The organism is Couchioplanes azureus (assembly GCF_014648355.1).
Taxonomy (GTDB): domain Bacteria; phylum Actinomycetota; class Actinomycetes; order Mycobacteriales; family Micromonosporaceae; genus Actinoplanes; species Actinoplanes azureus.
The window spans coordinates 302,337-317,549 of the sequence record NZ_BMQY01000008.1 but is presented as its reverse complement, the minus strand read 5'-3'; the positions used below and the strand labels follow the sequence as shown (position 1 = coordinate 317,549).

Genomic DNA, 15,213 nt, shown 5'->3' with positions numbered 1-15,213 from the left:
CATGAACAACGTCACGTCATGCTCACGAGCCAGGCGCAGCAACGCCCGGTGCAGCTCGGCGTCCAGCTCGAACGGCCAGGTCTCGCCGCGGTGCCGGGACACCGCCGGGCGGGGCCGGTCGGCGGGCAGCTCCAGATGTTCGGGAAGCCCGTCCAGGGTGGCCGACCAGTGGGTCAGTTGCCGGGCGAAGAGCCCGTCCGGGTCGTCCTCGTCGAGCAGGTCACGCTGCCAGAGCGCGTAGTCGGCGTACTGCACCGGCAACGGCGTCCACTGCGGAGCGTCCCCGGCGAGCCGGGCCCCGTACGCGGTGCCGAGATCGCGCACCAGCGGGCCGAGCGACCAGCCGTCACCGGCGATGTGGTGCAGCAGCAGCAACAGCACGTGCTCACGCGGGCCGAGCCGGAACAGCGTCAGCCGCAGCGGCAGCTCGGTGGCGAGGTCGAAGGGTCGCCGGCCGGCCGCGGCCAGCTCGGCGGCGAGCCGGTCCGCCGGGACGTCGCGGACCTCGAAGGGCACGGCGGGGTCGACGGTCACGAGCTGGTACGGCTCGCCGTCCGCCTCGGGCAGGATCGTGCGCAGGGTCTCGTGCCGGCGTACCAGGTCGGCCGCCGCGAGCCGCAGCGCGCCGATGTCGAGCGGGCCGGACAGGCGCAGCCCGATCGGCATGTTGTAGGTCGAGCTGGGCCCTTCGAGCCGGTGCAGGAACCACAGGCGCTGCTGTGCGTAGGACAGCGGCAGCCGGTCCGGGCGTGGCTGCGGGAGCAGCGGTGCCCGCGAGTCACCGGACTGGCGGACGGCGGCGGCCAGGGCCGCCGGCGTGGGCGCGGCGAACAGCTCGCGCACCGAGACGCCGGCGCCGAGCACGCCGCGGATCCGGCTGATCAGCCGGGTGGCCAGCAGCGAGTGGCCGCCGAGGGCGAAGAAGTCGTCGTCCGGGCCGACCTCCTCGCGGCCGAGCACGGAGGCGAACAGGTTGCACATCAAGGACTCGTGCGGGGTGCGCGGCCCCCGGGCACCGGGCGCGGCGTCGGGCGCCGGCAGCGCCGCACGGTCCAGCTTGCCGTTGGGGGTCAGCGGGAACTCGGCGAGCCACACGATCGCCGACGGCACCATGAAGCCGGGAAGCCGCTCGGCCAGGGCCTCGCGCAGGGCGGCCGGATCCACGTCGGCCGCGCCGGTGACGTACCCGACGAGCACGCCGCCGCGGGCGACGACCACGGCCGCGGTGATGCCGGGCCCGGCCAGCAGCGCTGCCTCGATCTCGCCCGGCTCGACCCGGAACCCGCGGACCTTGACCTGGTGGTCGGCGCGGCCGAGGAACTCCAGCTCGCCGTCGGTGTTCCAGCGGACCAGGTCCCCGGTGCGGTACATGCGCTCGCCGGGCGGGCCGTACGGGTCGGCGACGAACCGGCCGGCGGTGAGCGCGGGGCGGTGCAGGTAGCCCAGCGCCAGGGCGGGGCCGGCCACGTAGAGCTCGCCGGCCACGCCGTCGGGGGCGAGCCGCATCATGCCGTCGAGCACGTACGCGCGTACGTTGCCGATCGGCGTGCCGATGGGCGGGGCGGCGGGCCAGCGGGCCGGGTCGGCGTCCACCTCCGCCGTGGTGACGACGTGGGTCTCCGCCGGACCGTAGTGGTTGTGCAGGGCCGGGCGGGCGCTGTCGCGGCAGAAGTCGCGCAGCGTCCCGCCGAGGGTGAACGCCTCGCCGGCCTGCGCCACGCGGGTGAGGTCCGGCAGCGCGATCCCGCCCTCGACGGCGGCCTCGGCCAGCGACTGGATGACGAGGTTGGGGGCGTACAGCTCGTTGACGCGGTGGGCGGCGAGCCAGTGGACGAAGTCCTCGGCGCTGCGGCGCACCTCGTCCGGCGGTACGGCGAGGGTCTTGCCGGCCAGCAGCGCGGACAGGATCTCCTGGGCGGCCACGTCGAAGCTGATCGTGGTGAACTGGGCGGTGACCGTGCCGGGGCCGCCCACCGGCTGCCAGGTGAGCAGGTTGGCCAGGGCACGGCCGGGCAGCACGATGCCCTTGGGCACGCCGGTGGACCCGGAGGTGTAGATGACGTAGACGGGGTGGTCGAGGGTCAGCGGGGTGGGCCGGTCGGCGTCCGTGGGGGCGTGCTCCGGCTGCCCGGCGACGACGTCCGGGTCGTCGACCAGCAGCCGCGGCGTGCCGCCGGGCAGGTCGACGGCCGCGGTGGTGAGCACGCGGGCAGGCCGGGCGTCGGCGAGCATGGCCTCGATCCGGGCGCGCGGATAGCCGGGGTCGACGGGCAGGTACGCGGCGCCGGTCTTCAGCACGGCGACGACGGCGGTCACCAGGTCCAGGCCGCGGGGCAGCGCCAGCGCCACCACGTCGCCCGGCCCGGCGCCGTCGGCGAGCAGCGCGTGCGCCAGCCGGTTGGCGCGCACGTCGAGCTCGCGGTAGGTCAGCGACTGGCCGGCGTACGTGACCGCGACCGCGTCGGCGTGCTCGGCGGCGCTGCGCTGGAGGCGGGCGGCCAGCGTGTCCTCGGCGAGCGGGTGCGCGGCGCCGGCGCGGTCGAGCAGGCGGGAGCGTTCTCCGGGGGCGAGGGCGTCCACCTGCGACACCGGCACGTCGAGCCCGGCCGCGAACCGGCGCAGCAGACCCTCCAGCCGGTCCAGCAGCGGCGCCGCCTCGACGGCGCCGGGCCGGTGGTCCAGCCGCAGGCGCATGCGCTCGCCGGGGATCACCAGCAGGCTCAGCGGATAGTGGGTGGCGTCGTTGACCTCGATGCCGGTCATCCGCAGGCCGCCCGCCTCCGAGCGCAGCACGGCCGCGTCCAGCGGGTAGTTCTCGAACACCACGACGGTGTCGAACAGGTTCTCGTGCCCGGTGGCCTGCTGGATCTCGGCCAGGCCGAGGTGCTCGTGCTCGAGCAGGCGGACCTGCCGGTCCTGGACCTCTCGCAGGGTGTCGAGCACCGTAGCGTCCGGGCGCAGGGTGACCCGCACCGGCAGGGTGCCGATGAACAGGCCGATCATCGACTCGACGCCGGGCACCTCGGGGGGACGGCCGGCGCTCGTCGCGCCGAGGACGACGTCCGTACGCCCGGTCAGCGCGCCGACCAGCATCGCCCAGGCACCCTGGACGAGCGTGCTGAGGGTGAGGCCGTACCGCCGGGCGGTGTCGGTGAGCGCGGCGGTGAGGTCGGCGGGAAGCTCCCGGTGCCGCTGCACGGGCAGGCCGGTGGACCGGTGTCCCGCGCCCGGCGCCACGAGGGTCGGCGCGTCGAGCCCGGCCAGCGCCTCCCGCCAGGCGGCCCGGGCCGCGTCGCCGTCGCGGCCGGCGCGCCACGTGAGGTAGTCCCGGTAGGGGACGGCCGGTTCCAGGGCGTGCGGATCGCCGCCGGCGCCGTACAGGGCGAACAGCTCGCGGGTGAGCAGCGGCATCGACCAGCCGTCGATGAGGATGTGGTGGGTGGTGAGCACCAGGCGGTGCTTCCCCTCGCCCATGGCGACGAGGGCGGCCCGCCACAGCGGCGCACGGGCCAGGTCGAAGCGGCGCGCGCGGTCGGCGCGCAGCAGCCGCCGCAGGGCTTCCTCGCGCTCCCCGGCGGGTGTGCCGCTCAGGTCGTGCTCCTCCCACGGCATCTCCGCGTGGTGCGGGATCACCTGGACGGCCCGGTCGAGACCCTGCTGCCAGAACGCGGCCCGCAGGTTCGGGTGCCGCTCCAGCAGGCCCGCGAGCGCGGCGCGCAGGTCGGGCACCCGGACCTCGCCGGCGAGCGCGAACACCAGCTGGACGTGGTAGACGTCCACCTCGTCGTCGGCGAGCTCCGCATGGAAGAGCAGGCCTTCCTGCAGCGGCGTGAGCGGGAGGACGTCAGCGAGTCCCGACGGCGTCATTTGGTACCCCTCCATGCGGCTTCCAGTAGGTCGAGCTGGTCCTGGCTCAGCGACACCAGCGGCAGGTCGGACGGCGTCCGGCCGCCCGACCCCGGCCGGGCGACGTGGGTGACCACGGCCCGCAGGGCGCGGAACCACGTCCGGGCCAGGTCCTGGACGTCCGCCTCGCTCACCAGCCGGGCCGCCCACGTCCAGGTGGCCTCGAGGCGCGGGCCGTCGCCGTGCTCGGCGGTGACCGCGTTGAGCTCGATGAGGTGGGCCAGCGGCAGCCCGGCGTCGGCGCCCCCGGTGAGTGCCTCGGCGTCCGGGGCGGCCGACCAGTCGGCGCCGTCCTCGGCGGCGAAGCGGCCCAGGTAGTTGAAGGCGAGCTGGGGTGCACGGTGGTGTCCCAGCCGTTCGCGGCCCTCCGGGTCGAGGTAGCGCAGCAGCCCGTAGCCGAGGCCGTGGTCGGGCAGCTCGCGCAGTTGCTCCTTGACGGCCTTGGCGGCCCGGCCCAGCGCGGGGCCGCCGGCGAGCGCCTCGCGACGGTCGACGGCGGCGAGGTCGAGGCGTACCGGGCGGATGGCGGTGAACCACCCGACCGTGCCGGACAGGTCGGTGTCGTCCAGGCGGCGACCGTGTCCCTCCAGGTCGAGCAGGACCCGCGGGTCGTCTCCCCCGCCGCGGCGCCGCCGCCAGTCGGTGACCGCCAGCGCGAACGCGGTCAGCAGCACGTCGTCGACGGTTCCGTGGAAGGCGGCCGGTGCGGCGCCGAGCAGCGTCGCGGTCGGCTCGGCGGGCAGGGTGAGAGTCAGGTGCGCCGCCCGGCCCACGGTGTCGAGCACGGGGTCGAGCGGGGCCGGGGCCAGCGGGCGGTCCGGTGCCGCGCCGATGCGCTGCCATTGCGGCAGCTCCGGCCGGCGGGCGGCGGCCCGGTCCGGCAGCGAGCGCGCCCAGGAGGCGAACGACGTGGGTACCGGCTCGGGCCGGCCCCCGCCGACCACCGCGGCCAGGTCCGCGAGCAGGATGCGCCACGACACGCCGTCGACCGCGAGGTGGTGCACGACCAGCAGCAACCGCCGCTCCGCCGGGAACCAGACCGCCTGGACCAGCACGCCGCGGTCCGGGTCCAGCCGTTGCCGGGCGGCCCTCGCCTGCCCCGCGGGGTCGGCGTCCACGGCGGCGGTGACGAGCACGTCGCCGGGCCCGCCGGGCGGTGGCAGGTGCAACGCCCATTCGCCGGTGCCGCGCCGCAGCCGGGCCCGCAGCACGGGGTGGTGGTCGAGCAGGACCGCGAGGGCCCGGCGCAGGTCGTCGCCGGTGACGCCGGCCGGCACGGTGACCCACATGGACTGGCTGAACGCGTCGATCGGACCGCCGCGTTCGCGCAGCCAGTGCATCACCGGGGTCAGCGGCACGTCGCCGCGCTCGCCGCCGTCCGGGGTGGACGCCGCGGGCGCCGTGACGGCTGCCGCCACGCGGGCCAGCCGGGCGACCGTACGCTGCTCGAACACCTGCCGCGGCGTGATCGTCCAGCCCCGCCGGCGGGCGCGGCTGACCAGCTGGATGGAGGTGATGCTGTCCCCGCCCAGCGCGAAGAAGCCGTCGTCGACGCCGACCCCGGGCAGGCCCAGCACCTCGGCGAAGAGGTCGGCGAGCACCCGCTCCGCCTCGGTGCGCGGCGCGGAGCGCCGCGGCGCGGTGCCATCAGGCGGCGCGGTGCGGTCGGGCGGCGCGGGCAGTGCCCGCCGGTCCACCTTGCCGTTACGGGTCAGCGGCAGGGCGTCCAGCACCACCACCGCGGAGGGCAGCAGGTAGCCGGGCAGGGAGCCGGCCAGGAGCTCGAGGATGCGGTCCGGCTCCGGCGCCGGGCCGTCGCCGCCGACGACGTACCCGACGATGCGCTTGTCGCCGGGGCGGTCCTCGCGGACCACGACCACCGCGCCGGTCACCGCGGGCAGCTCGGCCAGGCGCCGTTCGATCTCCCCCGGTTCGATCCGGTAGCCGCGAATCTTGACCTGGTCGTCGGCCCGCCCGAGGAACTCCAGCTCCCCGTCGGCGCTCCAGCGCACCAGGTCGCCGGTGCGGTACATGCGCTCGCCGGCCGGGCCGAAGGGAGCGGCGACGAAACGCTCGGCGGTACGGGCCGGCTGGGCGACGTACCCGCGGGCCAGGCCGGCGCCCGCCAGGTAGAGCTCGCCGGTGGCGCCGGGCGGTACCGGTGCGAGCCGCCCGTCGAGCACGTAGACGCGCATGTCGTCCAGCGGGCGGCCGATCGGGAGCCGGGAACTGTCGGCCGCGACCGCCGTCGTCGCCCGGGTGGTGGCGAAGGTGGTGGTCTCCGTGGGGCCGTACCCGTTGACGACCGTGATGCCCGGGCAGGCCGCCAGTACCCGGCGGACGGCGGACACCGGCACCACGTCCCCGCCCGCCCACACCTGCCGGACGCCGGCGAAGCAGTCCGGACGCTCCTCGGCCATCACCCGGAACAACCCCGCGGTGAGCCACAGCGCGGTGACGCCGGTGTCGCGGACGAGGTCTCCCCAGGCGGCCACGTCCGGCAGGCCGGGTGGCGCGACGACCAGCTCACCGCCGCGCAGCAGCGGCACCCACAGCTCGTACGTGGAGGCGTCGAAGGAGTGCGGCGAGTGCAGCAGCACCCTGCGGTGCGCGTCGCCGGCGAACGCGGTGTCGGTGGCGAGGGCGGCCACGCCCGCGCGCGTGACGCCCACGCCCTTGGGCACCCCGGTGGAGCCGGAGGTGAACATGACGTAGGCGAGCTGCTCCCCGTGGGCGACGACGCCGAGGTTCCCGTCGTCCTCGCCGCCGTCCGCGCCGTCGGAGACCGTGAGGGTGGTCAGGTCCGCGGCGAGCGGGTGGTCCGGCCGGTCGGTCAGCAGCAGCTCGCAGGCGGTCCCGGCGACCAGGGCGCGCATCCGGTCGGCGGGCTGGTCCTCGTGCACCGGCACGTAGCAGGCGCCGGCCTTGACGATCGCCAGGATCGCCACGACCAGGTCGGCCGAGCGCGGCACGGCGAGCGCGACGCGGCATTCCGGCCCGGCGCCGCGCCGCCGCAGCCGCCGCGCGAGCCGGTTGGCGCGGGCGTTCAGCTCGCCGTAGCTGACCGTGCGGTCGCCGGCGATCAGCGCCGTGGCCGCCGGATCGGCCGACACGCGGGCCTCGAAGAGAGCGGCCGGGTCGGCGGCCGCCCGTCCGCTGGCGGTGTCGTTCCACCGGTGCAGCACCAGCTCGCGGGCGTCCGCGTCGAGCACCGGGAGCGCGCTGAGCGGGCTCCGCGGACGCGCGGCGGCGGCACGCAGCACGGTGAGCAGGCCGCGGGCCAGCATCGAGGCGGTCGCCGGGGCGAACAGGTCGTGGCTGAACTCGACGAATCCGTCCATGCCGCCGCCGGACCGCTCGGTCAGCTCGACGGTCAGGTCGAACTTGGCCGCGCCGATGTGGACCGGGCGCAGCTCGCCGGCGGTCCCGGCGAAGTCTGCCGTGGCCCGGCGGGTGTTCTGCAGCACCAGCATCACCTGGAACAGCGGCTGCCGGGCCAGGGAGCGGTCCCCGCCCAGCTCGTCGACCAGGCGCTCGAACGGCAGGTCGGCATGGGCGAAGGCGGCGAGGTCGGTGGCCCGGACCCGGGACAGCAGCTCGGCGAAGCTCGGATCGCCGGCGGTGTCGGTGCGCAGCACCAGCGTGTTGATGAAGCAGCCGACCAGCTCGTCGGCGGCCGTGTCGGCGCGGCCCGCGACCGGGCTGCCGATCGGCACGTCGGTGCCCGCGCCGAACCGGGTGAGCAGCGTGGCGAGCGCCGCCTGCAGCACCATGAAGACCGTGACGCGGTGCTCGGTCGCGAGCCGGCGCAGGGCCTCGTGCAGCTCCGGGTCGACGTGCAGAGCGACGGTGCCGCCGCGGTAGCCGGCGACGGCCGGACGGGGGCGGTCGGCGGGCAGCGCCAGCTCGTCCGGTGCCCCGTCGAGGGTCGTACGCCAGAAGGCCAGCTGCCGCGCCACCGGACCGTCCGGGCGATCGTCGGCCAGCAGGGCACGCTGCCACAGCGTGTAGTCGGCGTACTGGACGGCAAGCGGTTGCCAGGCGGGGGCCGTGCCGTGCAGCCGGGCGGTGTAGGCCTCGGCGAGGTCACGGCCGAGCGGGTACAGCGACCACCCGTCGCAGGCGATGTGGTGCACCGCGAGCTGCAGCATGTGCCCGCCTTCGCCCAGTACGAAGAGGTGCGCCCGGATCGGTGCGGCCGCGCCGAGGTCGAAGGCCTGTTCCGCGGCGGCGGCGAAGGCCTTGCCGAGCTCCTCCTCGGACGTGTGGCTGACGGTCAGCTCCGGCGCCACGGTGCCGGCCGGGCGGACGACCTGGCGCGGCACCCCGTCGACCTCCGGGTAGACCGTGCGCAGGATCTCGTGCCGGTCGCAGAGGTCGGCCAGGGCCGCGCGCAGGGCGGACGGGTCGATCGGACCGGCCAGGCGCACCCCGAGGGGCACCACGTAGGTGCCGGGCGGGCTGTCCAGCCGGTCGAGGAACCACAGCCGCAGCTGCGCGGCCGACAGCGGCAGGACGTCCGGCCTCGCGGCGGGACGCAGGGCGGGCAGGTCGCTGCGGGACGACGGCAGCGCCCCGGCCAGCGCGGCCACCGTGCCCGCCTCGAAGATGCGGGCGATGCCGAGGTCCACGCCGAGCGTGGCCCGTACCGCCCGGGACAGCTTGTCGGCGAGCAGCGAGTCGCCGCCGAGCCGGAAGAAGTTGTCGCCGGCGCCGACCGTGGAAAGCCCGAGGACCTCGGCGACCAGGCCGCGCAGGATCGTCAGCCGCGGGTCGTCGCCGGTGTCGCGCCCGGCGCCGGCGGCGAAGCTCGGCTCCGGCAGGGCGGCGCGGTCGAGCTTGCCGTTGACGGTCAGCGGAAGGGCGTCGAGCACGACGACGGCGGCGGGCACGAGATGCTCGGGCAGCTGGGCGGCGACCCGGCGGCACACGTCCTCGGGCTCCGGCGCCGCGCCGGGTACGCCCACCGCGTAGGCCACCAGCATCCGCCGACCGGGCTCGTCCTCGCGCAGCAGCACGGTGGCCGTGGCGACGCCGGGTACGGCGGCCACGGCGGCCTCGATCTCCCCCAGCTCCACCCGGAAGCCCCGGATCTTGACCTGGTGGTCGGCACGGCCGAGGTAGTCCAGCGTCCCGTCGGGACGGCGGCGCGCCAGGTCGCCGGTACGGTACCGGCGCTCCCCCGACGGCCCGGCCACGAACCGGGACGCGGTCAGCCCCGGCCGGTTCAGGTAGCCGCGCGCGAGCCCGCCACCGGACACGTACATCTCCCCGGCGACGCCCGCCGGGACCGGCTGTAGGGCGGGGTCGAGCACCTCGACGCGCAGGTCGGCCAGGGGCACGCCGATCGGGCTGCCGCCCGGCTCGCGAGCGTCGAGCGGCTGGTAGGTGACGTGCACCGTGGTCTCGGTGATGCCGTACATGTTCACGAGCCGGGGGGCGTCGCCCGGGTGGCGCCCGTACCAGCCGCGCAGCTGGGCCGGGTCCAGCGCCTCGCCACCGAAGATCACCAGACGCAGCGACGAGGTGCGCCCGGGTTCCTCGCGGTCGGCGTCGTCCAGGGCCGCGAACGCCGACGGGGTCTGGTTCAGCACCGTCACCCGCTGCGCGGCGACGAGGTCGAGGAAGTCGCCGGCGGCGCGGGACACCTCGTACGGCACCACGACCAGCCGCCCGCCGTGCAGGAGCGCACCCCACAGCTCCCAGACGGAGAAGTCGAAGGCGAAGGAGTGGAACAGCGTCCACACGTCCGACGGCCCGAACGGCAGCCACGCGGCGGTGCCGGTGAACAGCCGCAGCACGTTGCGGTGGGTGACCACGACGCCCTTGGGCATGCCGGTCGACCCCGAGGTGTAGATGACGTACGCGGGATGGTCCGGGTGCAGGCCGGGCACGTGCGGCGCGTGGTCCGCTCCGTCGCCGAGGTGCGCGAGGTCGTCCTCGGTGAGCACGTACCGGGCGGCGGCGTCGTCCACCAGGTAACGGATGCGGGCCTCGGGGTACCGCGGGTCGACGGGCAGGTACGCCGCGCCCGCCTTGAGCACGGCCAGCAGGGCGACCACGAGGTCCGCGCCGCGGGGCAGCCGGACGGCGACGAGATCCTCGGGGCGCACCCCGCGCGCGACGAGCCGGTGCGCCAGCCGGTTCGCGCGGGCGTCCAGGGCGGCGTACGTCAGGTCGACGCCGTCGTGGCTGACCGCGACGGCGTCCGGGTAGGCCCGCGCGGCGGCGGCGAACGCCTCGGGCAGGGTCGCGCCGGTGACCGCGTGCGCGCCCACCGCGGGAGCGGGTACGGCCGGCACCACCGCGGCGCGGGGATGCCGCGTGTCGTCGGTGCCCGCCCGCAGGCGGCCCGCCGGGCGGTCCGCGTCGCCTCCGGCCAGATCGGTCAGGAGCGCGGCGATCCGGGCACAGTGGGCGGCCGCGTCCGCCGCGGAGTAGAGGTGCGGGTTGGCGTCGACGTCGAGGCGCAGCCCGCCGTCCAGGGGGCGTACCGAGATCTTGAGATCCTCGACCGGCCCGGTGGACAGGCTGTGCCAGGTGGCGCGGCGGCCGGCGAACGCCGGCTCGGCGCCGGACGTCACCACGTTGACCACCGGGCCGTAGAGGCGCCGACCACCGTCCAGCGCGGACAGGTCACGGCGCATGTCCTCCAGGCGGTAGCGCTGGTGGCGCAGCGCGCCGGTGATCTCCGCGGCGGTGCCGGCGAGCAGGTCCCGTACGGTGCGGCCGGGATGGACGGCGAGCGAGACCGGCACGACGTTGGCGACCATCGCGGGCGTGTCGCGGACCGTGCGGGCGCGGGCGGCGACCGGGAGGCCGAGCACCTGCGCGGCGCTGCCGGTGACCCGGCTCAGGTAGACGGCCACGGCGGTCAGCACCGCGGTGGGCCAGGCGGTGTCCGCCACGTCGGCCAGCCGGGTCAGCCCGGCCAGGGTGGGGGCGCCGAGCTGGGCCGTACCGCGGTGGAAGGTGTTGCCGACGGGAGCGTCCCGGTCGGCGGGCGAGACGGGCTCGGGCATGCCGGCCAGCCGGGCGGTCCAGTACTCGCGGTCGGTCTCGTACCGGGACGAGGCGCGGTAGCGCTCGTCCTCCGCCACCACGTCGGCGAGCGGGCCGGCGGGGTTCGCCGGGACCGGCGTCCCGGCGGCGAGCGCCGTGTAGACCTCGGCGACGCGGGCGGCCACCAGCCGGAAGCCGGCCAGGTCCAGCAGCGCATGGTACGCCCGGTGGTACCACAGCACGGTGTCGTCGCCGACGAGGTAGAGGGTGTGGCCGTCGAGGTCGTCGCCGGCCGGGTCGGCGGGCCGGCGGAGGTCCGCGCGCATCAGCCCCTCGGCGTGGTCCCGGGCGTCCGGCTCGCCGCGCAGGTCGACGACCGGCACCGGCGCCGGCACGTCGGCCACGCGCTGCCGGACGGCGCCGTCGTCGCCCTGGACGAACCGGACGCGCAGCGCCTCGGTCTCCGCGACGGTACGCCGGATGGCCGCGCGCAGTGTCGCGACGTCCACGCCGTGCAGCTCGACGTACTCGCCCGCCTGGTAGGCCGGGTTGTCCGGGGCCAGGCGGCTCGCGTACCAGACACCGAGCTGCGCGGCGGTCAGCGGCAGGGCGGGCATCGGGCCACCTCTCGCCTAGGGGATCAGGTATGCGCCGAAGTCTGCCGAGCCGCTCTGACGTGCCCTTGACAAAGCCCTGTCACGACCGGGGCCCGGACAGCGCACCGCCCCCGGCCGTGCGCACGGCCGGGGGCGGCGGGCGACCCGGTCACGGGGACCGGGTCGCACGCATGGGTGGGAGGGGACACCCATGCCGGAAGGTGGTCAGTGGCGGCGCACCGTCACGGGTAGCGTCCGGGGCCCGAACAGGCCCTCCCGGTGGTACGTCACCTCGGCGCCGGGGGTGACGCGGATGTCGGCGAACGCGTCCAGCATGAGCTCCAGGGCGATGCGGCCCTCGAGACGGGCCAGAGGCGCGCCGAGGCAGTAGTGGATCCCGTGGCCGAAGGCGAGCTGCTGGGCGTCCGGGCGTCCGGGCCGGAACCGCTCCGGGGCGTCGAAGACCCGCTCGTCGTGATTGGCCGAGAGCAACCACGGCAGGACCATGGTGTTCTCGCCGATGGCGACGCCGGCGACCTCGGCCGGCCTGGTGGTGACCCGGCTGGCCATGGTGATCGGGGTACGGGTGCGCATCACCTCCTCCAGCGCGGCGGGGATCGCCGACCGGTCGGCGCGCAACCGGTCCTGCAGGCCGGGATCGTCCTGCATGCACAGCACGGTGTTGCCGAGCAGCATGGTGGTGGACACGTGCCCCGCCATCAACAGCAGGCAGGCGAAGTCGACGACCTGGCGGTCGGCGAGCCGCTGCCCGTCCACCTCCGCCGCCACCAGCCGGCTCAGCAGGTCGTCGGTGGGCCGGGCCCGGCGCTGGGCGCAGTGCCGGGCCAGGTATTCGCGCATCTGCTCCATCGGGGTGCCGACGAGCTCCCGGAACTCCGCGTCGTCGTTCTCGAACTGCATCGCGACGGGATCGCTGAACTCCTTGGAGAGCATGCGCTCGGACCAGCCCCGGAACAGCACCCGGTCCTCCGGCGGCACGCCCAGCAGTTCCGCGATGACGATGACCGGCAGGGTGTACGCGAACGTGTCCACGAGGTCGAACTCGTCGCCCTCGATCCCGGCCAGCAGCTCGGCGCCGAGCGTGCGGATGCGCGGCTCCAGCTCGGTGATCATCCGCAGGGTGAACGCCTGGCCGACCAGCCGGCGCAGCTTGCGGTGCAGCGGCGGGTCGATCACCGACAGGATGTCGCGCGACAGCGGGTTCGCCTCGGGCATGATCCGGCTGATGTCCGAGGAGAACGTCTCGTGGTCGTTGAGCACGCGCAGGACGTCGGCGTAGCGGAAGACGTGGGTGACGCCGTACTCGTCACGCCAGACCGGGTTGTCGTCGCGCATCCGGCGCAGCCAGGCGAGCAGCGCGCCACCACCGTCCTGGGTGGAGGGACGGGCCGGGATCAGGGAGGCGGTCATGGAGTTCCTTCCGAAGAGGATCCGGGCGGCCGGCACGGGGGGAACCGGCCACCCGGAAGGCGGGGCCCGGAGGTCAGCTCCGGGATGGTGCGTCCGCGGCGGGCGCACCCGCCGCGAGCTGCGCACGGCGCAGCAGGTGTCCGGCGAGCAGGCCGCCGCAGAGCACGGCGGCCGCGGCGATGAGCTGGCTGCCGGTCATCCCGTCGGCGAAGGCGGCGGTGACCCGGTCGCGCACCGCCGGGTCGCCGCCCGCCCCGGACAGCGCGGTGGGCAGCGAGCGGGAGGCGTCCGGACCGAGACCGGCCGGCAACCCCGCCCCGAACCCGGCGGTGAGCACGGCACCGAGCACGGCGACGCCGAGGGACGCGCCGACCTCCTGCAGGCTCTGCACGAGCCCGGATCCCGTGCCCGCGCGCTCGGGCGGGATCGCACCGAGCAGGGCGTGCGCGGCGACGGGCATCGCCAGCCCGACGCCGAGTCCGATCAGGACCAGCCCGGCCACGGTGGCCGGGTAGCCCGCGTCGCGCCCGGCGAGCGCGACGACGGTGAGCCCGGCGGCGGCCCCGGCCATGCCCACGGCCATCGCGGCGCCGGCGCCGAGCCGGCGGCCCGCCCGGGCGCTGAGCAGCGTACTGCTGATCATGGTGGAGACGGCCAGGGGCGCGATCGCGAAGCCGGCGGTCAGCGGCGAGAAGCCCAGCACGAACTGCAGATGTTGGGTGATCAGGAACAGCGCGCCGGCCATGCCGAAGGCGCCGAGCAGGCCCCCGGCCGCCGCGCCGGTGAACCGGCGGTCGGCGAACAGCCCGAGGTCGAGCATCGGATGGGCGGCCCGACGCTGCCAGAAAACGAAGGCCACCAGGGCGGTCAGGCACACCAGCAGACCGGTCCAGACCGCGCCCGACGCCCAGCCGTCGTCCCCGGCGGCGATCACGGAGGCCACCAGGGCGACCATGACCACCGCGGACAGCACCCCGCCGAGCACGTCCGGGCGGTCACCGACCGGATCCTTCGACTCGGGGACCAGGACGGCGACCGCGATCAGCGCGATCGCCGCGATCGGCACGTTGAGCAGGAAGATCGAGCCCCACCAGAAGTGGTCCAGCAGCAGGCCGCCGATCACCGGCCCGCAGGCGATGCCCAGCGAGGAGACCGCGGCCCAGATGCCGATCGCCCGCCGTCGTTCCTCGGCGTCGAAGACCCGTACCAGCACGGCCAGCGTGCACGGGGTGAGCAGGGCCGCGCCGACGCCCATCGCCGCCCGGGCGGCGATGACCTGCCCGGGGGCGTCGGCCAGGGTGGCCACGGCGGACCCGGCGCCGAACAGCAGCAGGCCGGCGAGCAGGGCGCGCTTGCGGCCGTACCGGTCGGCCGCGCTGCCGGCGGCCATCAGCAGGCCGGCCATGGCGATGGAGTACGCGTTGATCATCCACTGCACGTCGGCGGTGCTCGCGCCCAGCCCCTCGGTGAGCGACGGCAGCGCGACGTTGAGGACGGTGTTGTCGAAGACCACGGTGAGCAGGGTCAGGCACAGCACGGCGAGGATCAGCCAGCGCTGCGGATGAGGCTGAGGAGCCTGGGTCCGAGCAGTATGGGGCTGGGTCGTTGTCATGAGGAATCTCCCGAGTCGGCTTCGACGCGATCCGTCCCGGCCAGGCCGGTGACTGCCCCCGTCCCCGGCCACGGCGCAGCGACCCGGACGGTGTTCACGGGTGGCGCGGCATGCGGGAACGGAAGGGAACGCCGAAGCGGAAGCGAACGGCGTGCGACGGAGGGACGCCCGTAGGAACGGCGTCGAAGCGACCTCAGTAGATCATGTCGGACATCATGGCAGGACTCGGGCGCGGGCACAACTTCTCCAACCGGTGAGTTGCCGTCCATGCTGCGTACGGCGCTGACACCGGCGTGACAAAGGGCTGACGGGAGCCCCCGGAGAGGACCCGCGCCGGTCTAGCTTCGGTGCCATGACGGACACCGCACGCCGCACACCGGCCGACAAGGAAGAACTGCGCGCGCTGATCGCCGCCAAGCTCGGGGTCGCCCCGGCCGAGCTGTCCGACGAGGACGACCTGGTCGACTGGGGACTGGACTCGGTCACCGTGCTGAGCCTCGCCGGCCGGTGGACCGCGGCCGGAGTCCCGGTCGGCGCCGACGACCTCATCGCCGATCCGCGCATCGGCCGGTGGTGGCAGCTGCTAGCAACCCGCTCGTCGCTTGCTCAACAAGGGCTCGACGACCGCGGGTAGGCCGCCCGATCTCGCTTACGTTGGCGACGTTC

General features: G+C 75.5%; 5 protein-coding genes. 1 reads left to right on the top strand and 4 read right to left on the bottom strand.

Annotated features, from left to right (window positions below):
- The 4 genes from IEY99_RS26415 to IEY99_RS26400 all read right to left on the bottom strand — a co-directional run.
- Positions 1-3,867: non-ribosomal peptide synthetase (locus IEY99_RS26415; RefSeq protein WP_189206767.1), on the bottom strand; the 3,867-nt coding region annotated here is incomplete at its 3' end.
- On the bottom strand, positions 3,864-11,525 hold the full coding sequence (locus IEY99_RS26410; protein ID WP_189206766.1) for a non-ribosomal peptide synthetase: 7,662 nt from the start codon (positions 11,523-11,525) through the stop codon (positions 3,864-3,866). The genes IEY99_RS26410 and IEY99_RS26415, both read right to left, overlap by 4 nt.
- 204 nt (positions 11,526-11,729) lie before the next feature.
- On the bottom strand, positions 11,730-12,935 hold the full coding sequence (locus tag IEY99_RS26405) for a cytochrome P450 (protein ID WP_189206765.1): 1,206 nt from the start codon (positions 12,933-12,935) through the stop codon (positions 11,730-11,732).
- Positions 12,936-13,008: 73 nt separating this feature from the next.
- Positions 13,009-14,547, bottom strand: coding sequence for an MFS transporter (locus IEY99_RS26400; protein ID WP_189206764.1), 1,539 nt, complete (start codon positions 14,545-14,547; stop codon positions 13,009-13,011).
- A gap of 352 nt (positions 14,548-14,899) precedes the next feature.
- Between IEY99_RS26400 and IEY99_RS26395 the strand changes: the two genes are divergently transcribed.
- Entirely contained in the window at positions 14,900-15,181 is a 282-nt protein-coding gene (locus tag IEY99_RS26395; protein WP_189206763.1) for a phosphopantetheine-binding protein, read from the top strand.
- Positions 15,182-15,213: the final 32 nt, after the last annotated feature.